The following is a 20,280-nucleotide window of genomic DNA, read 5'->3' on the forward strand; positions in this document are numbered from 1 at the left end:
AAGACGAGGCAATTCGACCGACGCGGCGACATGGTCTGCGGTCGCGTATCTGTCAGGCGAAACTTGCCGTTCGTTGCTCGCGCTCAGGTGTCAGGGCCGAACGGGCGGCTTCTTTCCCTTCTGCCGCCCAGATCGCACCACGGCGGATTATCTCGGTCACCTGCGGCAGTTTCAGGTCGTTCAGTTCGTGACCGATGGAACAGTAGAACACCCGGCCGCGATCCCAGCGGCGGGTCCATGTGATCGGGATCACCGTTCCCTCGATCCACCACAGGTGATCGCCCGAGAAGGTCGTGGTCGCCAGCACGTTGTTCGACGGGTCTGTCAGCATGTAATATTGTTCGGACCGGATGCGGAAACTGCGGATTCCCTGCACCACAGGATGGTCGGGCTGGCAGATGGTCACGTCGTAGTCGATGTAATCCTCGGCCGGTTGCAGGTTGTCGGGCCAGCCGGGCGGGTGGGCGACGAACTGACCGCCGATCAGGAAATGATAGGTTGGTCGGTCGCGAAATGCGTCTCCCATATGACCGTGCCATCCCGCCAGTCCGCAGCCTGCTGCGATCAGCTTCAGCAGACCGTCCTCTTGAGACTTCGTCATATTGCCGAATTCCTCGCGATGCCCGGATCGCGCGGATGACCAGATTGGAGTGATCAGGTCCAGATCCGCCAGATCATCTGGACGCTCCAGCGGTTCCAGCGTGTCGAAGACGACCACCTCGAACCCGTTCGCTTCCAGAAGTGTCTTGTACCAGTCTGCGAAATCGGTTGGTGCGTGGCCTTCCCATCCGCCCACGAAAAGTGCGGCCTTCATGTCGGCTCCTTCCTGATGAAATCCAGAATCGCGGCCATGTCGCGCGCGCCATAGCCCTTGGTTTCTGCGCGTCGCAGCATGTCCAGCGTCACCTGTCCCTGCGGCATCGACGTGCCAAGACTGGCTGCCAGCGCGGCCGTCACCTCCATGTCCTTGCGCGCCAGCGCAACGGTGAAGGTGACGTCATGCGCGGTCTCGTCCAGATACAGCGGCCGTCTGTAGGACAGCATCGGCGCGGCGGCGGCACTGTTCTCGATCACGTCGAAGGCGGTCGCAGGCGCGATACCCGCCGCTTCGGCCAAGGTCATGGCTTCGGCCAGCGTTTGATTGATGCCGTGGATCAGCGAATTCACGGCAAGCTTCATCACCGCGCCTGCGCCGGAACTGCCCAGGCAGATCGTGTGACGACCCATTGCGTTAAGAACCGGCATCAGCGGCCTGGCCTGATCGTCGGTGCAGCCGGCCATGATCAGCAGCTGTGCATCCGCCGCCGCCTGCGTGGCGCCCGACACCGGCGCGTCGACCACCAGCGTGCTGGACGGGGCGGTTTCGACCAGTTCCGCAATATGCGATGGGCTCATCGTGCCCATTTCAATGAAGATCTGCGCGCCGCGACCTGAAAACAGCCCCGCCTGACCAGCATGAACCTTATGCGACGAGGCATCGTCCGCCAACATGGTGACCACGATCTGGGTCTCCGCGGCCAGGGCCGCAGGCGTCGCGGCCGTCCTGCATCCCAGTGCTTGGGCCAGGTCGCGCGCCTTGCCGGCCGAGCGGTTCCACAGCGTCAGATCATGCCCTGCAAGCGCCAGATTCCGGACCATGCAGGCGCCCATCCGTCCCAGACCGGCGAAACCTATCCGCATCACGCCACCTTGTCGGATGCGATGCCGGAAATCGCCTGGATCAGGCTGTCCTCGGTCACCTCGTCCGAGGTGAATTCCCGCGTGATCCGGCCGTGATGCATGGCCACGATCCGGTCCGAGACATGCAGAACCTCGGGCATCTCGGAACTGATGACGATGACGGCATAGCCCTGCGCGGCCAGATCGCGGATCAGGTTGTGGATCTCGGACTTGCTGCCGACATCGATGCCGCGCGTCGGTTCGTCCACGATCAGGACTTCGGGATGCATCGACAGCCATTTGCCGATCACGATCTTCTGCTGGTTTCCACCCGACAGATTGCCGACCTGTTGCCGCCAACCCGGCGTGCGGATGTCCAGCTTGTCCCGATACTGATCGAAGATCGCCACCTCTGCGCCGTTGGCCAGAAACGGCCCCGCGGTCATGTCGTCCACCTGTGGCAGGGTCATGTTGTCGCGGCAGCTCATGCCCAGAACGAGGCCTTGCCCCTTTCGATCCTCGGGGACCAGCGAGATGCCCAGTCGGATCGCTTCGATCGGTGATCCGATCCGGACTTCCTGACCGTTCATCAGGATCTTGCCCGCGGACGGTGCGCGAAGGCCGAAGATGGTTTCGGCGATCTCGGTGCGCCCCGCACCGACCAGCCCGTAGAAACCGACGACCTCGCCCTTGCGGACCGTAAAGCTGATATCCTGATACAATGCTCCGCATCCGAGGCCGCGCACTTCCAGCGCGATGTCGCCCATTTCGTGCTGCAACGGGCTGCGCGTCAGATCCAGGCTGCGGCCGATCATCGCCTGGGTGACCTCGTCCTCGTCGGTTTCGGCGGTGACCAGCGTGCCGCGATATTCGCCGTCACGCAGGACGCTGATGCGGTCGGTGATCTTGAAGATCTCTTCCATGCGGTGCGAGATATAGATGATCCCGACTCCTCGGGTTTTCAGATCGGCGATCACGTCGAACAGCACCACCTTTTCCGCGTCCGTCAGCGACGCCGTGGGTTCATCGAAGATGACGGCGCGTGGATCGACGGTCAGGGCGCGCGCGATCTCTACCATCTGCTGGTTTGCGATCGACAGGTCGCCGACGCGGGTGCGGGCATTGAAGCCGACATTCAGCGTCTTCAGGATCGCATCCGTTTCGGCATACAGCCGGGTCCAGTCGACCCGCCCGAAAGTCTTGCGTGGCAGTTCGCCAAGGAAGATGTTCTCGGCCACGCTCAATTCGTCCGCAAGGCTCAGTTCCTGATGGATGAAGACCACCCCCTTGGCCTTGGCCTGAATCGGCGACGTCATCACCACCGGCTCTTCCGCGATCAGGATGCGGCCCTCGTCGGGCTGGTGAATGCCGCCCAGCACCTTCATCAGCGTCGATTTTCCGGCGCCGTTCTCGCCCATCAGGGCATGAACCTCGCCAGGCAACACGTTGAAGCTGACACCGTCCAGGGCGCGGACGCCCGGAAACGTCTTCACGATGCCTTCCAGTCGCAGGATCGGGATATCGTTGTTCATGTCTTCAGTTCCTCTTTGCCCTGACGGTTCAGTTGCCGGTCAAGGAACAGCACTGTGATGAGGATGAGGCCGATCACCAGATTGACCGTTTCGGTGTCCGCGCCGATATGGCCCAGGCCCTTGCGCAGCAATTGGATCGCGATGACCCCGCCAAGCGTCGACACGATCGAGCCGTAGCCGCCGGTCAGCTTGGTGCCGCCCAGCACGACGGCGGTAATCGCCCATAATTCGTAAAGCGTCCCGTCATTGGGGTTCACCGAGCCGCTTTCCGAATAGAACACCACCGCCGACAGGGCCGCCAGAAACCCGATCAGCATGAAGTTGATCAGGAAGTGCGGACCGACACGGATGCCTGCATTCACCGCCGCCTCGCGATTGTTGCCGATCGCATAGGCGTTTCGGCCATGCACGGTTCTGGTCATCAGCAGCCACAACCCCAAAGCCGTCAGAAGCAGGAACCATGTCGCGGTGTGCAGGCCCAGAAACTGCGCCTCGGCGAAATCGACCAGCGTCCAGTTCAGGTGGCTGGTTGGCTGTTCGCCGTTATACATGAAGACCAGACCGCGATAGCCCAGCATCGACCCCAGCGTGACGATGAAGGCATCAACGCCGGTTTTCCAGACGATCAGCCCGTTGATCGCGCCCAGAATCAGGCCGGTCGCCAGCGCGAAGAACCACGCAAGGAGGATCGCCCAGTCGCCGATCGCGGCCATGAACGGCCAAGAGAAACTGTCCAGCAGGACCACTGCTGACAGGGCGAATGTCGCGCCGACGGACAGGTCGATATTGCCGTTGACCATGATGATCGTCATGCCAAGCGCGATGATCCCGATCGGTGCCGACTGTTTCAGCAACAACAGCATGTTCTCGAAATCCATGAACGACTTGCTGGTGACGGACAGCATCTCACCCATCATCGTGAAGAAGATCAACTCGACCGCGATGAATGCCCAGATCGCGCCCTGCTTGATTAGGTTTTCCTTAGTCATGGTTCCCCTCCTCAGGCGATCGACGACCACAGCCGGCCGCGTTTGGCGGCGATGTCCAGCCAGACGGCCAGGATGATGATGATCCAGGTCACGATGTACTGGGCGTAGAATTCCAGCCCTACCAGCAGCAGCCCGTTCTGGATGAACCCCAGGATCAGAACGCCGATCACCGTCTTGAACACTGTGCCCGATCCGCCCAGAAGCGAGGCGCCGCCCAGGATGACAGCGGCCAGGACTTCAAGTTCCATCCCCTGACCCACGGTGTTCTGGCTGCCAAGCGAGCGGCTGGCCTGGATCAGCCCTGCCGTTGCCACGCAGAAAGCGGAAATCAGGTAGGTGAAGAAGACGACCCGGGCGCGAGGCACACCCGAGAACGTCGCCGCGACGCCGTTGCCGCCCACGGCATAGACCTTGCGGCCGAAGGGCGTTCGCCCAAGCGTAAGGCTGAGCGCCCCGGCCAGCAGTGCGAAGATCAGGATCGGGACGGGGATTCCGGCAATGTCGCCCTGTCCGAAGACGCTGAACCAGGTGGCTTCCTTGTCGGCGATGTCCATGTTCTTTCCGCCCGACCATGTCAGCGTCAGGCCATGGATCGCCGACAGCATCCCAAGCGTGACGATCAGGGAATTCAGTTTCAGATATCCGACCAGGACGCCGATGAAGGCGCCAAGCAGCAGTGTCAGCCCGAACATGGCGGGGATCGCCAGTGTCGGGCCCAGCTTGTCGTGCAGATCCAGAACGACGATCGTCGAAAAGGACATCATGGACCCGACCGACAGATCCAGATTGCCGCCGATGACGACAAAGGTCACGCCAAGCGCCATCACACCGAGGATCGCGGACGAGCGGATCACCCCGGAAATGTTGTCGATGGCCAGAAATCGCTGATTGGCTATGGCGAATATGACCATGAACAGGACGAACGCCACCAGAATGCCCTGTCGCGCAAGCAACTTGGCCACGCCTTGTCGTGTCATCGCTGACATTATCTCCTCCCGTTATCGTCTCTCGGCATCCCTGCCGCAGCAATGTTCCACCGGTCCCCTTGGTCTTGCCAGACAGGATTGACCCGCCTCTGGATTGCGTCAGGTGCGCGAACCGGCCGTCCGGCGCTGCAGGGTCGCAGCGACGGTCAAAACATGTGCGGTGCCATGGATCATGGCACCGCACATGCCCGAGGAACATCAGAAGACGGGCTTGTCGAACTCGGCCATGTTGTCCTGGGTAATCTTCGGAGTGTCGAAGTAGTTCAGGAACGGCAGCTCTTTTCCGCCCAGGATATCGATGGCTGTTTGCAGCGCGGCCTTGGCGTCGTCGACGGGCGACTGGTAGATGGAACCCCAGTATTCGCCGGCCTCCATCGCCTCGTATCCGACCGAGAAATTGGTCGCGCCGACGAAGATGATATCGCCCGCGCGACCTGCGGCCTTTGCGGCGTTCAGGGCGCCGACGCCCATGTTGTCATCGCCGGCATAGACCCCGTCGATGTCGTCATACTTGACCAGGAACGCTTCCATGACCTGCTGGGATTTCTCGCGGTTCCAGTCGCCGGGCTGGGATTCCAGCAGGGTCACGTCGGGACAGACCTCGGGCAGCCGATCCTCGAAGCCCTTGGCGCGTTCGATGGCGGTGGTATAGCCCGGCTGGCCGCTGATCTGGACGATCTGCGCCTCGGTGTCGGTGCCCATCTCCTTGAACTTGTCGCACATGATTTCGGCCGCGCGTGCGCCCTGGGTGATGTTGTCGGGACCCGAGAACGAACTGACGAAATCGAAGCCCTGCTCGGCGATGTTCGAATTGGTGATGACGACCGGAATCCCGGCCTGCTCGGCCTTGCGCACGGCGGGGATGACGGCCTCTCCGTTGGTCGGCCAGATGATGATCGCATCAACTTCTTGCTGGATCAGATCCTCGATCTGGGCGATCTGGCGAGCGACATCGCCGCCTGCGTCCAGGACGACGGCCTCGACATCCGGATTGGCCTCGGCGGCCTCGATGAACGCCTTCTCGTAGGTCGTCTGATAGCTGTCCACGCCGACATTGTTCTGCGTGATTCCGATCGTCATGGTTTCGGCTGCGGCCGCCGTGCCCAGCATCGCTGCGCTGCAGGCCAGCATCGCCTTGATGGTGCGGTTCATTCCTCATCTCCTCCCTGAATTTTCTTTCTCTCTCGCCCGGCGCTCCGTTTGGGGAATCATCCGCCGCGACCTGCCCCAATCCAGCGCCATTCAGGGTCAACTAGCACACGCATTCTTGTTCATTCTGGATAATCTGATGTCCAGAATGGATCAAAACCACGTATCGACCGAATATCAAACCGGATCAAAACGGAAGGCACGACGATGACAAAGCACACAACCAGCAAGGGAAAGGCTTCGCCGCAAGACGCCATGCAACAGGAACTCGCCCAGAATATCCGATATGGACAAGCCCGGACGGCCACGTCCGAGCGGCGCGCATCCAAGCCTGCCGGTGCCGAGCTGTCGCGGATCGTGGCGTTCCTGGCCGAACTCGGCGGAGAGATCGAAGCCGCGTTAGAGCCGAATACGCCGAACCCGCATCTGAACATGGTGCTGCACCTGCTGCGCTGTCATATCGAGGGACGGCTGGTGTCTGCGTCATCCATCGTGGCGTCGGCGGGCGTGCCCTATGCGACCGCCGTGCGAAAGCTGCACGATATCCAAGCCGCGGGTTTGATCGAACAGCGACCGCGCACGAAATCGGGAAAAAGCTTCTCGCTGCATCCCAGCCCCGCACTGCTGGAACGCTTCAACCAGTTGGCGGATCGTATTGACCGGATCGGCAGCACGACGTTTGCCGGCGGCCAGCCCGACCGCGCCCACGAGGACTATTACTTCGGTGGCACCTATGTTCCGGGCAAGGCAATGATCCCGCCGCCGCATGTGCTGCAATCGCCGTTGAAGATGCCCGGCGGGCTGCGCATCCTTGTCCATGGCGATCCGACCTTCATGGTCATGGATCATCTCAAGCGGCAGTTCGAACAGATCATCGGCGTCGATATTCATCAGCGCGCCTTCTCGATCGACAGGCTGCGCGAAGAGGCGCTGCGCAATGCAGAACGCGGCAAGAGCCGCTATGACCTGATCGCGCTGGATCTGCCCTGGGTCGGCGAATTCGTGAAGAAGGGGCTGATCCAGCCGCTGCATCGCATCATGGATGTCGCGCGGCTTGACCCCAGCGACTTCCATACGGCTGGCTGGCGTGCGGCGCACTGGGATGGGGTGCCCTATGCCGTGCCCAGCCAGACCACGCCGGAACTGATGTTCTATCGCAAGGACATGTTCGCCAAGGCCGGACTGGAACCGCCGCGGACGACGGACGACGTGATCGCCGCCGCGCGTCATTTCCACGATTCGCGCAATGGCCAATATGGTGTCGCGTGGAACGCCGCGCGGGGCACGGCACTTGGCCACACCTTCATGATGACCTGTGCCGCGTTCGGGCAGCCGATCATCGATCTGCCCCGGACGGCGGGCGGTTTCGATGCCGACCATCTGGAAGGGCAAGAGTTCAGGCCGCGGCTGGATTCCGAACGCGCGCTGGCGGCGGCGGAATATCTTGTCCGCCTGATGGACTATTCGCCCCCCGATATCCTGTCCATGTCGTGGTATGAACGCGTCCGCCCCTTCGCGTCCGGAAAGGTTGCGATGGCCTATGGCTATACGCTGCTTGCGCCGTATTTCGAACTGGACGAAACCTGCCCGGCACACGGCAACACAGGCTACCTGCCGCATCCGCACGGGCCCGAGGGGGCGCCGATCGCCCCCGTGGGCGGGTACGTCCTGGCGGTGCCGACAAATCTTGCCGAGGATCGCGTTGCGGGTGCCGTCGAGGCGCTGATCGCCTTTACCTCGCCCGCCGCGCAGAAACTGTATGCGCAGAATGGCAGCCGCACCGCCCCCCGCTATTCGGTGGGCGCCGATCCGGAAGTGCACGGCCTGTCGGCGATTTTCGAAACCGTGGATCAGATGTCGTGGCGCGACGAGCTGCAGTTCTGGCCGCGTCCGCCCATCCCGCAGATTTCCGACATCATCCGCATCTGCGGTCACGAACTGCACGACATGCTGCGGGGCATCGCGCCGCCCGCAGACTCCCTGGCGCGCGCGCAGGCCCGCGCCGAGGAAATCCTGAGAAAACCGCTTACCTAGGGAGGATCCGATGGACCCCAATCGCCTGAAGGGCAAGAATATTCTGATCACCGGCGCCGGCCGCGGCATGGGTGCCGCCAATGCCCAGCACTTCGCCGAGCAGGGCGCGAATGTCTGCCTTGGGGATCTGGATCTGGATGCGGCGCAAGAGATCGCGCAGCAGATCAATCAGGCCGGTAACGGCAAGGCGATCGCGGTCCGCATGGACGTCACCAAGCGCGAGGACAATGCCGCCGCCGTCGCGGCGACGGTCGAGGAATTCGGGCTGATCAATGTCGGGCTGTTCAATGCCGGACTGAACAAGCCGCGGTTCTTCATGGACATCGATGAGGACAACTGGGACCTCATCATGAACGTGAACACCAGGGCGATGTGGCTGGGCATGCAGGAAACCGCGCGCCAGATGATCCGGCAGGGCAAGCAGGACTATCCCTACAAGCTGATCAATGTGGGTTCGATCGCCTCGCGAAAGCCGCTGGTCGACGTGACCGTCTACTGCACCTCGAAATACGGCTGCCTTGCACTGACCCATTGCGGCGCGGTGGCGCTGTCGGAACACAACATCACCGTCAACGGCTATGCGCCGGGCGTCGTGGTGACGCCACTGTGGGAACAGCTTGACAAGGATCTGGTCGATATCGGGTTCAAGGACAAGGAAGGGCAGGCCTACGAAGACATCGTCCGCGATGCCCTGCAGATCAAGCGCGTCTCCTATCCAGATGATGTGAAGGGCACCGCCGCGTTCCTGGTCAGCCCCGAAAGCGACTACATGACCGGCCAGATGATCCATATCGACGGGGGCTGGTGCATCCAGTGACCCGTCAGGCCGGCTTGCGCGCCGGCCATCCATCCACAGACAGACCCTAAACCGGGGCGGGCGTCGGCCTGCCCGATGAAAGGATTTTTCATGTCCCGCGCCCTGATGCCCAATCTTCTGACGCCGCAAGACCTTGAACCGAACTGGCGGTGGGAAGGTCGTCTGCCCGCCTGGGGGCACACCTCGGTCGATTTCGAACGCCGGATCGACCATGACCGGTTGCGCCGCTATCGCCTTGCCCGCACGCGTCAGGCCCTGAAAGCGTCCAACGCCGGTACGCTGTTGCTGTTCGACGTCAACAATATCCGATATGTCAGCGCGACGAAGATCGGCGAATGGGAACGCGACAAGATGTGTCGCTTCTGCCTGCTGACCGGGGACGACAGCCCATATGTGTGGGATTTCGGCTCTGCAGCCATGCATCACAAGAAATATTCCGACTGGCTGGAGCCTGACCACTGCCTTGCCGGAGTCGTGGGCATGCGCGGCACGATCCCTCCGGAATTCGGGCTGATGCGCAAATATGCCAGGCAGATCGCGGGCCTGATCCGCGATGCAGGCATGGCCGACATGCCGGTGGGCGTGGATTACGCCGAAACGGCGATGTTCCACGCGCTGCGGGAAGAGGGGATCAACGTGGTCGACGGTCAGCAGATCATGCTGGCGGCGCGCGAGATCAAGAACTGGGACGAGATCCAGTTGCTGACCCAGGCGGCCAGCATGGTCGATGGCGTATATCACATGATCTACGAGGAACTTAAGCCCGGCGTGCGCGAGAATGACATCGTCGCGCTGTCCAACAAGATGCTCTATGAAATGGGCTCGGACGATGTCGAGGCGATCAACGCGATTTCCGGCGAACGATGCAATCCGCATCCCCACAACTTCACCGATCGCTATTTCCGGCCCGGCGATCAGGCGTTCTTCGACATCCTTCAATCCTATCAGGGGTACCGGACCTGCTATTACCGGACCTTCAACATCGGCCGTGCGACGCCCGCGCAGCGCGACGCCTATGTGAAGGCGCGCGAATGGATCGACGCCTCGATCGCGATGATCAAGCCGGGTGTCACCACCGACAAGGTTGCAGCCGTCTGGCCCAAGGCCGAGGAATTCGGCTTTCCGAACGAGGACGCGGCATTCGGCCTGCAATTCGGTCACGGGCTTGGGCTTGCGCTGCATGAACGGCCGATCATCAGCCGCGCCGTGTCTCTGGATCACCCGATGGAAATCCAGACCGGCATGGTCTTCGCGCTGGAAACCTATTGCCCCGCGGCCGACGGGTATTCCGCGGCCCGGATAGAGGAAGAGGTGGTTGTGACCGATACCGGCGTCGAGGTGATCTCGCTGTTTCCGGCCGAAGAACTGCCGATCGCCAACCGGTATTGACCGTCGTTGCCCGGCCGTTTCCGGCCGGGACGTGTTTTCAACAGAGGGTGCGGGGGCGCGACGCCCTCGCCCCTCATGGGAGGTCCAGATGGCCAGCGCCAAGACAAACACCGAGGATTACTTGCGGATGTATCGCCAGATGGTCCGCATCCGCACCTTCGAGGACAATGCAAACCAGCTTTACCTGTCGGCGAAGATGCCGGGCCTGACACATATGTATTCGGGCGAAGAGGCCGTGGCCGTCGGTATCTGCGAAGCGTTGACCGATGATGATCGCATCACATCGACCCATCGCGGCCACGGGCACTGCGTGGCGAAGGGTGCCGACTTCAAGAAGATGTTCTGCGAATTGCTGGGCAAGGCCGAAGGCTATTGCCGGGGAAAGGGCGGTTCGATGCATATCGCCGATCAAAGCCACGGCAATCTTGGCGCAAACGCCATCGTCGGCGGGTCGATGGGCATCGCGACCGGATCCGCGCTGCGTGCCAGGCTGCAGGGTTCCGACGACGTGACGGTCTGTTTCTTCGGTGATGGCGCGACGGCTCAGGGCCTGATGTACGAGGTGATGAACATGGCCGCGCTGTGGAAACTGCCGGTCATCTATGCCTGCGAGAACAACGGCTATTCCGAATACACCAGGACCGAGGAAATCGCCGCAGGCTCGATCACCGCGCGGGCCGAGGCATTCGGGATCGAGGCGTTCAAGGTCGATGGCCAGGATGTCCTGGCGGTGAACGAACTGGCGCAAAAGCTGGTGGCCCGCTGTCGCAAGGGTGAAGGGCCGTTCTTCGTCGAACTGGAAACCTATCGATATCACGGCCACCATGTCGGCGACATCAACCGGGAATATTACCGTTCCAAGGCGGAAGAGAAGGACTGGCGCGAAAATCGCGATCCGATCGTTCGCTTCCGCACCTGGCTGGTCGATCAGGGCGTCGCTAGCGAGGACGAGATCGAGGCCATCAATGCCGAGATCGAAAAGGATGCCGCCGATGCTGTCGCCTATGCCGAGGCCGCATCCTATCCCGACACGTCCGAAGTCGACATGCATGTCTATGCGGCCTGAGGAGAAGAGACGATGAGAGAGATCACCCTGTCGCAAGCCGTCAACGAGGCCCTGGCCGAGGAAATGCGCCGCGACCCGACGACCTTCATCATCGGCGAGGACGTGGCCGAGGCGGGCACGCCCTTCAAGGTGCTGTCCGGGCTGGTCGAGGAATTCGGAACGGACCGTGTCATCGATACGCCCATAGCCGAGCCGGGCTTCATGGGAATTGCCGTCGGCGCGGCGATGACCGGCGCCCGTCCGATCGTCGATCTGATGTTCGGCGATTTCATCTTCCTGATCATGGATCAGCTGTGCAACCAGGCGGCCAAGACCCACTACATGTCGGGCGGCAAGCTGAACGTGCCCCTTGTGCTGCGCACAAATCTGGGTGCAACGCGCCGGTCGGCGGCCCAGCACTCGCAATCGCTGCAGGCGCTTGTGGCGCATATTCCGGGTCTGAAGGTCGCGATGCCGTCGTCCGCCTACGAGGCCAAGGGGCTGATGAAGACCGCGATCCGCGACAATAACCCCGTCGTGATCTTCGAAGACAAGCTGATGTATCAGGACAAGGCGCCGGTCCCCGAACAGGAATATCTGATCCCGTTCGGTCAGGCGAACATCAAGCGCGAGGGGCGCGACATCACCCTGATCGCAACATCGTCGATGGTTCAGGTGGCGGAAAAGGCCGCCGAAATTCTGGCGAATGAGGGGATCGAGGCCGAAGTCATCGACCCGCGCACGATCGTGCCGCTGGACGAGCAGACATTGCTGGACAGCGTGCGAAAGACCAGCCGTGCCATCGTCATCGACGAAGGCCACCAAAGTTATGGCGTCACCGCAGAGATCGCCAGCAGGCTGAATGAGAAGGCGTTCTATCATCTTGATGCGCCTGTCCTGCGCATGGGGGCTATGGACGTGCCCGTGCCGTTCTCGCCTGCGCTTGAGGATCTGACCGTTCCGACGCCCGAAGCTGTCGCCGCGAACGCGCGCAAGCTGTGCGCCGGGGAGATGATCCATGCCGCATGACGTCACCATGCCCCAACTGGGCATGGCCCAGGATGCAGGCAAGATCGTCTCGTGGCTGAAGAAACCGGGCGATGCCGTGTCCAGGGGCGATGCGCTGTTCGAGGTGGAAACCGACAAGGCCACGATGGAGGTCGAGGCGCAGGCGGACGGGTTTCTGACAGGCGTCAGGGCCGAGGCGGGCGAGGATGTGCCCGTCGGTCAGATCATTGCGCGCATCACCGACAGCGCGGATGAGCCTGCGGGTGAAACCGAACCGAAATCCGATGCCACGCAGGGCGCATCGGCCACAGCGGCGTTGCCCAAGGGTAGGGAAGTCACCATGCCGCAGCTTGGCATGGCGCAGGACAGCGGTCTGCTGGTCAACTGGCAGAAGGCCCCCGGCGATCAGGTTGCCGAGGACGATGTCCTGTTCGAGGTCGAAACCGACAAGAGCACGATGGAGGTGCCGGCAGGCGCCGCCGGATATCTTGCCGCGACGCTGGCCGAGGCGGGCGAGACGGTTCCCGTCGGATCGGCGGTCGCCATCATCAGCGCCGACCGGCCGGACAATCCCGTCTCGCGCAGCTTTCAGGTTGGTGGCGACGAAACCCCAAGCGCCCCAGCGCCCAAGAAGGCCGCGGAAGAAAAACCGTCTTCGCCGGCGGCCGTCACCGCGCGTGCATCCGCGCAACCAAGGCAGGATGGCCGTATCCTTGCCTCTCCGAAGGCGCGGCGACTGGCGGTCGAGCGCGGCCTGGACCTTGCGCGGCTGGTCGATGCGGGCCATCCGCAGCCCTATCACGCAGCGGATCTGGACAGGCTGGCGGCCTTGCCGTTGCCCGCTGCGGCGTCGGGGCCCGCGGTCGCCGCTCAGCGCCTGACAGCCGAGCTGGATGAAGAAGGCCTGACCGAGTTCGTTTCATGGGCGCGTGACCTGCAGGGGCTGGCCGATCCCGACGCGATCCTCGCCGGTCTTGCCGGTGCCTGCCTGCCCGTGTCCGGGACGACGGTGGTTGCCATCCAGCGACTGGGCGTGCAGCGCAGCTATTCCGTGCCCGCAGGGCCTGATCTGTCGCAAGTCGTGCGCAGCGACGATCGCCCTGCGCTGTTGCTTCGAGATCTGCGCGACAGCCGCCTGCGGCATGTCGAGATGGGCGCGGCAGAGGTTCCCGTGGTGACCATTACGGCAGCCGGATGCGGTCTGTCGATCACTCTGGAATGCAGTTCTGCCCAGCTTGACGCAGACGACGCGATCAACCTTCTCACCGAATTTGCAGGTCGGCTGGAACAGCCGCTTCGCCACCTGCTTTGACATCTGGAAACGCCGAAATGAAACATACCGACCTTTACATCGATGGCGACTGGCGGAAGTCCAGCGACCGGTTCGACGTCATCAACCCGGCAACCGAAGAGGTTCTGGCCTCGGTTGCTTCGGCAGATATCGCGGACGCCGATGCCGCTTTGGATGCCGCTGAGCGTGCGATGGCGGAATGGACCGCGCGGACCCCGCGGCAGCGTTCAGAAGTGCTTCGCAAGGCGTGGGAGCTGATGACCGCCCGGCTTGACGATTTCGCGCGCCTCATCACCCTGGAAAATGGCAAGGCCCGCGCCGACGCGATGGGCGAGGCCACCTATGCCGCCGAATTCTTCCGGTGGTTCGCGGAAGAGGCGGTTCGCGCCGATGGGATGATCACCCGAGCCCCGTCGTCCGGCGCACGGATCATCGTCCAGCATAAGCCTGCGGGTCTGGCGGTCCTTGTGACGCCCTGGAACTATCCTGCCGCGATGGGGACGCGCAAGATCGCACCGGCGCTGGCGGCTGGGTGCGGCGTCATCATCAAGCCGGCGTCCGAGACACCTCTGACCATGCTGGCACTGATGCCGCTGCTGGCCGAGGCCGGCGTTCCGCCCGGTCTGGTCAATGTCCTGCCGTCGCGCCGGACGGGGGCGCTGGTCGATCACATGCTGCACGACCCGCGCGTGCGGGTGGTCAGCTTCACCGGGTCGACCGGCGTGGGACGCAAGCTGCTGAAATCGGCGGCGGACCAAGTGCTGAAACCGGCGATGGAGCTGGGCGGAAACGCACCCTGCATCATCTTCGACGATGCCGACATGGACGAGGCGATCGACGGCACGATGCAGGCGAAGATGCGCAACCTGGGCGAGGCCTGCACCGCAGCGAACCGGATCTATGTCCACACGTCCATCGCGGCAGAATTTACCCGCCGTCTGACCGAACGCATGTCCGCGCTGCGGCTGGGCGACGGCAGCGATCCATCCGTCGATGTCGGGCCGCTGGTCAACGCGGCGACGCGGGACAAGGTGGCTGAACTCGTCCGGGATGCAGTTGCCAAGGGCGCACGGATCGAATGCGGCGGATCGGTTCCCGAGGGGCGGGGCTTCTTCTACCCTCCCACGGTTCTGTCGGGTGTCCCCGAAGCCGCCGATTGCGTCCATGACGAGATATTCGGCCCGGTCGCCGCGATTCAGACCTTTACCGATCAGGACGACGTGATCCGGCGCGCCAATGACACGGAATACGGCCTTGTGGCCTATGTCTTCTCGCGCGATTTCAGGCGCGCCATGCAGGTCTGCGAGCGTCTGGATTATGGCATGGTCGGACTGAACCGTGGGCTTGTCAGCGATCCCGCCGCGCCGTTCGGAGGCGTGAAGCAATCCGGGCTGGGGCGTGAAGGCGGGCACGAGGGCATGCAGGAATTCATGGAAACGCAATATATCTCGGCAAGCTGGTAGGTGACAGGATGACGGATGTAATCGCACCGCCCTCGGTTCGGGCGCTGGCACGCGAGAAGGGAATCGATCTGGATCGGCTTGGTCGTGACCTTGGCCGGACCAGTATCGCGCGCGAGGATCTTGATGCCGGGCAGACCACAATGGGCAGCCCTTCGGGTTCTGCCTATTGGGATGTTGATCACGCCGCCCATGGCCCGGTCAGCGAACAGCCGACCAGCCGGTTTTCCAGAATTGCCGCAGCAAATCTTGCCGCGTCCAATGCGCTGATTCCGCAGGTCACCCATCATGATCGCGCCGATGTGACCGCGATCGAGTCGCTTCGCCGACAGTGGAAGGCCGAGGCGGCTGCCCGTGGGATCAAGCTGACGCCACTGGCGTTCCATGTGGCGGCGCTGGCCCGCTGTCTGCGCGCGTATCCCCGGTTCAACGCCTCGCTGTCGGCGGACGGCCAGTTCCTTTTCATCAAGGACTATGTTCATATCGCGATCGCGGTCGATACCGAACACGGACTGATGGTGCCTGTCATTCGCGATGCGGACCGCAAGGGCCTGTGGGCGATTGCCGCAGAGATATCCGATCTTGCCGGCCGCGCGCAGGCACGCAAGATTGGCCCGGACGAAATGGCGGGCGCGTCGATGACCATCTCTAATCTGGGCGGGATCGGCGGCACGGGGTTCACACCCATCGTGAATCCGCCAGAACTGGCGATCCTTGGCATCACGCGGACGGAAACGATCACGGTCTGGAATGACGGGGTTCCCAGACCTGTGCCGATGGTTCCGCTGGACCTCAGCTATGATCATCGGGTGATCAACGGGGCCGAGGCCGCGCGCTTTCTTTGCCATCATGCGGCGCTGATCGCCGATCCTCGCCGGATGATCGTGTCATGACGTCATGCCGGAACAACGGGTGCTGCGAAGGGTCGGGCCGGGCTATTCGGCTTCGCCAGGCTCGATCGGATCGAACGCCCCGACCGAGATCGCCAGCAGCAGCCAGCGCGATCCCTCGCGCTCGAAGGTCAGATCAAAGCTGACATGTTGCGGCTGCAGCGGGAAATAACCGGTCAGACGCATCTGGGACTGTTGTTCGGCCAGGTCCGTTCGCAGCAGAACGGGATCTGTGACAAGCACAGGCAGCAGATCCAGCCGTTGCGCGCGCAACTGCGTGAACAGCCCGGCAAGGCGCGTCGGGTCGTTGGTCAGCGCGAAATCCGGCGACGCATAGTCGCGCAGGACCGTGTAGTTGCCTGTCCAGTTGCCATGATTGACCGCCGTCAGGACGTCGCGGACCACGGCGGTCGCGTAGCTTTCCTCGACCAGAGGCGCATCGGCCTGCGACTGCGCATTGACGTTTCCGGCCATGAAAGGGGACGCCGCAAGCAGCAGCGCCCCCAGAAGTATCGTTGCGATATGTCTTACCACGCGTATGTCACACCAATTCGACCACCGATCTGGTCACGATCCATACCGTAGGTGATGCCCGCGTCAAACTGGGTATTGGCGTTGAAGCGATAGCCCATCGAGGCTGCAATGGCCTGACTGCCCTCGAAGCTGCCCAGCCCGGCCGACACCGCAAAGGTCCGGTCCTCGGGGACATAGGGCGCATCCAGCGCCATCGCCATGGCGATACCTTCCTTGTTGTCCTCGATCTGCCTGGAATTCGACCGGATCGAATTGCTGAGAGATCCCATCGCAGTGCCAAGCGAACGATCGACGGCAAGGTTGCCCTGCGCGTCCGAGGTGACCACGCCGACCGCACCTGACTGCGCCGCAAGGCTGGCTTCGGAGGCGATGCCGGCTGCGCGATAGGTGTTGCTTGTGTTGCCCAGCACGAACTGGTTGTCGCCGGTCGCCTCTGCGCCGGCGCCGATGGCGACCGAGTTGTCACCTGTCGCCGAGGCCTGATCGCCCACTGCGATGGATCGCGCACCCGCGGCAGCCGCCGCCTCGCCAACTGCGGTGGACCGCACACCCGTCGCCTGCGCCAGATGCCCGAAGGCCTGTGCCCGTTCGGCCGTTGCCGCCGATTGCCAGCCCAGTGCCGTCGCGCCCGGACCCATGGCAACGGATTCGCCGCCGATTGCCGTGGTCGAGGTGCCGTTGGCCATCGCCGTATCGCCAAGCGCCAGCGCGTCGGTGCCGTTCGCGATGCTTTCATTGCCGATGGCGGTTGACAGGTCGCTTTGCGCGTCGGCGTTTTCACCGACGGCCAGCGAACGCACGCCCTGCGCGGTCGCCAGATGCCCGAAGGCCTGTGCGCGTTCGGCGGTGGCCATGGACTGCCAGCCGATGGCAGAGGCGCCGGGGCCGGTGGCAACGGATTCGCCGCCCATGGCCGTTGTCGAGGGGCCATTGGCTGCCGCGGTGTCGCCGACGGCCAGCGCGTCGGTGCCGTTCGCAATGCTTTCGTTGCCGATGGCGGTAGACAGGTCGCTTTGCGCATCGGCGTTTTCACCGACGGCCAGCGAACGCACGCCCTGCGCTGTCGCCAGATGCCCGAAGGCCTGTGCGCGTTCGGCGGTGGCCATGGACTGCCAACCAATGGCAGAGGCGCCGGGGCCGGTTGCAACGGTTTCACCGCCGACAGCCGTCGTGGAGGGACCCGTGACCGAAGCCTCCGAGCCGATCGCTACACCATCGACCGCGGTCGTATCAGTGACCGACTGATCACCGATCGCGACCGAGAAATCACCGTCAGCAGTGGTGTTGACGCCGCACTCGGCCGAGTTCATGCCCGCGCCGGTATTGCATTCGGGGGTGGCATCGGCCCGTGCCGTTCCGGCCGAGGCGAGCAATGCGATTACCGCGGCGGTGCCGTAAAGGCGCCGTGGGCTGAGCCGAAAGATTTCATAGGTCGACATGTTAGTTCCTCCATCTGAATCCCGGCGGACGAAACGTCCTCCGGGGATGGATACGCCTCGGGAATGCGGTTTGGATGCACACTGGCAATATGTTTTTCAATTTTTTGCTTGTGTGACGGCCGCGTGACCCCTGATGCGGCTAGGGTTTTCCATCATCGCGCGCGACGCAACTTCGGCAGCCGGTTGCGGAAGGCCGTTGGCATGGCGTGCTTGACGCCGTTGCAAGCTGATGCGCAACGTCGATGGAATGTTCGGTTTTCGGGATATCGACATCATCCGCGCGATTGTGCGCCATGGTGGGTTCAGGGCCGCCTCGGATGCGACGGGGCTGGCGCAATCGGCTATTTCGCGTCGGGTCAGGCACCTGGAAAGCCGCATGGGGATCACGATCTTCGAACGTGACGGACGCGGTGTGCGGCTGACTGCCGCCGGACGGCGTCTGGTTGAAGAGGCAGAGATCCTGATGGCGCAACGCGACAGGATCCTTGGTGAACTGACCCAGGGCGTGATGGCGGGGGTCGTCAGGCTGGGCGTTGCCGAGACGATGACCCACACGATCCTGCCCCGCCTGCTGACCGATCTGCGCGCGCGGCACCCGCAGCTGCGTTTCGAGATATCGGTCGATACCTCGGAACAGATGGCGCAGATGCTGTCCGGCGACGATCTGGATGTGGCGATCATGATGCGCGATCAGGCGCCGCGCGGCATCCATATGACACCGTTGCCGCCCGTGACGCTTGGATGGTTCGCGTCCCCGGTGCATTTTTCGCTGCCAAGCCCGGCTGGGATCGACGATCTGGCGGCGCAACCCATCGTGTCCTTTCCCAAGACGACGCTGCCGCACAGGCGGGTGCTTGATCTTCTGTCCCCTGGCCGCAGGCAGGCGGTCGCCGTTCACGGATCGGCCTCGCTTGCCACGGTCCTGCACCTTGTCGGCCAGGGATTCGGCATCGGGACCATTCCGCATGACATCGTCCGGGCATGGCCGCATGCCGGCATCGAAGAGATCAGGACCCGGCCCGAGGCGCGCTTGCCGGATCTGGACTTCGCCATCTGCTACATGCCGGAACGGAATGACGAAATTGGCCGGGAACTGACCCGCGCCGCCATCGAGGCGGGGTCCAATTGATGCCGAAATCAGATCAATACTGGCTATTAATGAACTGTTGATTAGATATGACATTTTGCAGTTTCCTTGTATGAACGACAAGGAGATCTGGCGATGCCCTGCACCCCGAACGCCGTGCCCTCACCGCGCGATCTGCGCGAACAGATCCGCAGCGGTGGCTTTGCGGGGCCGACGGCGGGCATGGGCGGGGATGCGCTGCAGGCCAATATCGTCATCCTTCCCGGCGCCGAAGCCGCCGACTTTCTGCGTTTCTGCCAGTCGAACCCGCGGCCGTGCCCGCTGCTTGCGGTGGGTGCGCCGGGCGATCCGGCGCTGCCTTCACTGGGTGAGGGGATCGACCTGCGTCACGATGTGCCACGCTATCGCGTCTGGCGGCACGGCGAACTGACCGATGAGCCTTCGCAGATCGCCGATCTGTGGCAGGATGACATGGTGTCATTCGCGCTGGGATGTTCCTTCAGCTTCGAGGATGCGCTGACCCGTGCGGGCATCCCCGTCCGGCATCAGGATGCGGGGCGAAACGTGCCGATGTATCGCACCAGCCTTGCGACACGTCCGGCAGGCCGTTTCGGCGGGCCGGTCGTGGTCAGCCTGCGTCCGATGCCCGCGGCGGACGCGATCGAGGCCGTGCAGATCTGCGCCCGGATGCCATTGGCCCATGGCGCGCCGATCCATCTGGGCGATCCCGCGCAGATCGGCATCGCCGACGTCATGGCCCCCGACTACGGCGACGCGCCGGATATCAGGCCCGGCGATATTCCCGTCTTCTGGGCCTGCGGCGTCACTCCGCAGGCGGCGATGGTCTCGGCCCGTCCGGCGCTTGCGATCACGCACGCACCCGGCCACATGCTGGTCACCGACATCCCGGCCAGTCGCGCAGAGGCGCGGCTGACCGGCGTAAACCAATAAAGAATCAACAGGAGAGAAAC

At 63.0% G+C, this 20,280-nt stretch carries 18 protein-coding genes; 10 read left to right on the top strand and 8 right to left on the bottom strand.

Translation table 11 applies throughout. The features are described from left to right. Nucleotides 1-52 precede the first annotated feature (52 nt). The 6 genes from J7359_RS11325 to J7359_RS11350 all read right to left on the bottom strand — a co-directional run bounded on the left by J7359_RS11325 (nt 53) and on the right by J7359_RS11350 (nt 6,318). Complete coding sequence (locus tag J7359_RS11325; protein WP_209056753.1) at nt 53-814, bottom strand: ThuA domain-containing protein; 762 nt, start codon at nt 812-814, stop codon at nt 53-55. Next, a complete protein-coding gene (locus J7359_RS11330) occupies nt 811-1,680 on the bottom strand; it encodes an NAD(P)-dependent oxidoreductase (RefSeq protein ID WP_209056754.1) in 870 nt (289 codons plus the stop codon). Before J7359_RS11330 ends, J7359_RS11325 begins: the two co-directional genes overlap by 4 nt. Further along, a complete protein-coding gene (locus tag J7359_RS11335; RefSeq protein WP_209056755.1) occupies nt 1,680-3,191 on the bottom strand; it encodes a sugar ABC transporter ATP-binding protein in 1,512 nt (503 codons plus the stop codon). Before J7359_RS11335 ends, J7359_RS11330 begins: the two co-directional genes overlap by 1 nt. Beyond that, nucleotides 3,188-4,180, bottom strand: coding sequence for an ABC transporter permease (locus J7359_RS11340; RefSeq protein ID WP_209056756.1), 993 nt, complete (start codon nt 4,178-4,180; stop codon nt 3,188-3,190). The genes J7359_RS11335 and J7359_RS11340 overlap by 4 nt, the downstream gene beginning before the upstream one ends. An 11-nt stretch (nt 4,181-4,191) precedes the next feature. Beyond that, a complete protein-coding gene (locus J7359_RS11345) occupies nt 4,192-5,166 on the bottom strand; it encodes an ABC transporter permease (protein ID WP_209056757.1) in 975 nt (324 codons plus the stop codon). 198 nt (nt 5,167-5,364) lie between these two features. Next, complete coding sequence (locus J7359_RS11350; protein ID WP_209056758.1) at nt 5,365-6,318, bottom strand: sugar ABC transporter substrate-binding protein; 954 nt, start codon at nt 6,316-6,318, stop codon at nt 5,365-5,367. A 252-nt stretch (nt 6,319-6,570) separates the two neighbouring features. On the opposite strand from J7359_RS11350, the gene J7359_RS11355 reads away from it, so the two are divergent. The 8 genes from J7359_RS11355 to J7359_RS11390 all read left to right on the top strand — a co-directional run bounded on the left by J7359_RS11355 (nt 6,571) and on the right by J7359_RS11390 (nt 16,252). After that, nucleotides 6,571-8,349 (top strand): extracellular solute-binding protein, encoded by a 1,779-nt coding sequence (locus J7359_RS11355; protein WP_209056759.1) that lies wholly within the window; start codon nt 6,571-6,573, stop codon nt 8,347-8,349. Nucleotides 8,350-8,359: 10 nt separating this feature from the next. Then, nucleotides 8,360-9,166, top strand: a complete 807-nt coding sequence (locus tag J7359_RS11360; protein WP_209056760.1) for an SDR family oxidoreductase — start codon at nt 8,360-8,362, stop codon at nt 9,164-9,166. 90 nt (nt 9,167-9,256) lie between these two features. Next, a complete protein-coding gene (locus J7359_RS11365; RefSeq protein ID WP_209056761.1) occupies nt 9,257-10,555 on the top strand; it encodes a Xaa-Pro peptidase family protein in 1,299 nt (432 codons plus the stop codon). Nucleotides 10,556-10,643: 88 nt separating this feature from the next. Further along, entirely contained in the window at nt 10,644-11,621 is a 978-nt protein-coding gene (locus J7359_RS11370; protein ID WP_209056762.1) for a thiamine pyrophosphate-dependent dehydrogenase E1 component subunit alpha, read from the top strand. Between the two features lie 12 nt (nt 11,622-11,633). Beyond that, nucleotides 11,634-12,629 (top strand): alpha-ketoacid dehydrogenase subunit beta, encoded by a 996-nt coding sequence (locus J7359_RS11375; RefSeq protein WP_209056763.1) that lies wholly within the window; start codon nt 11,634-11,636, stop codon nt 12,627-12,629. Continuing rightward, the gene (locus J7359_RS11380; RefSeq protein ID WP_209056764.1) at nt 12,619-13,920 is read left to right on the top strand and encodes a biotin/lipoyl-containing protein; all 1,302 of its coding nucleotides are present in this window, start codon (nt 12,619-12,621) and stop codon (nt 13,918-13,920) included. The genes J7359_RS11375 and J7359_RS11380 overlap by 11 nt, the downstream gene beginning before the upstream one ends. Before the next feature lie 17 nt (nt 13,921-13,937). Next, nucleotides 13,938-15,362 (top strand): NAD-dependent succinate-semialdehyde dehydrogenase, encoded by a 1,425-nt coding sequence (locus J7359_RS11385; RefSeq protein WP_209056765.1) that lies wholly within the window; start codon nt 13,938-13,940, stop codon nt 15,360-15,362. 8 nt (nt 15,363-15,370) lie between these two features. Continuing rightward, on the top strand, nt 15,371-16,252 hold the full coding sequence (locus J7359_RS11390) for a 2-oxo acid dehydrogenase subunit E2 (protein ID WP_209056766.1): 882 nt from the start codon (nt 15,371-15,373) through the stop codon (nt 16,250-16,252). A 42-nt stretch (nt 16,253-16,294) separates the two neighbouring features. On the opposite strand, the gene J7359_RS11395 is transcribed toward J7359_RS11390, so the two are convergent. Both J7359_RS11395 and J7359_RS11400 read right to left on the bottom strand, forming a co-directional pair. Next, the gene (locus tag J7359_RS11395; protein ID WP_209056767.1) at nt 16,295-16,723 is read right to left on the bottom strand and encodes a hypothetical protein; all 429 of its coding nucleotides are present in this window, start codon (nt 16,721-16,723) and stop codon (nt 16,295-16,297) included. A 53-nt stretch (nt 16,724-16,776) separates the two neighbouring features. Beyond that, a complete protein-coding gene (locus J7359_RS11400) occupies nt 16,777-18,222 on the bottom strand; it encodes a YadA-like family protein (RefSeq protein ID WP_209056768.1) in 1,446 nt (481 codons plus the stop codon). A 229-nt stretch (nt 18,223-18,451) separates the two neighbouring features. Here J7359_RS11400 and J7359_RS11405 point away from each other — a divergent pair, with 229 nt between their 5' ends. Both J7359_RS11405 and J7359_RS11410 read left to right on the top strand, forming a co-directional pair. Then, a complete protein-coding gene (locus J7359_RS11405; protein WP_209056769.1) occupies nt 18,452-19,351 on the top strand; it encodes a LysR family transcriptional regulator in 900 nt (299 codons plus the stop codon). A gap of 93 nt (nt 19,352-19,444) precedes the next feature. Continuing rightward, nucleotides 19,445-20,260 (top strand): putative hydro-lyase, encoded by an 816-nt coding sequence (locus tag J7359_RS11410; protein ID WP_209056770.1) that lies wholly within the window; start codon nt 19,445-19,447, stop codon nt 20,258-20,260. The last annotated feature ends 20 nt before the right edge of the window (nt 20,261-20,280 follow it).

The organism is Paracoccus sp. R12_2 (assembly GCF_017744015.1).
Lineage (GTDB): Bacteria > Pseudomonadota > Alphaproteobacteria > Rhodobacterales > Rhodobacteraceae > Paracoccus.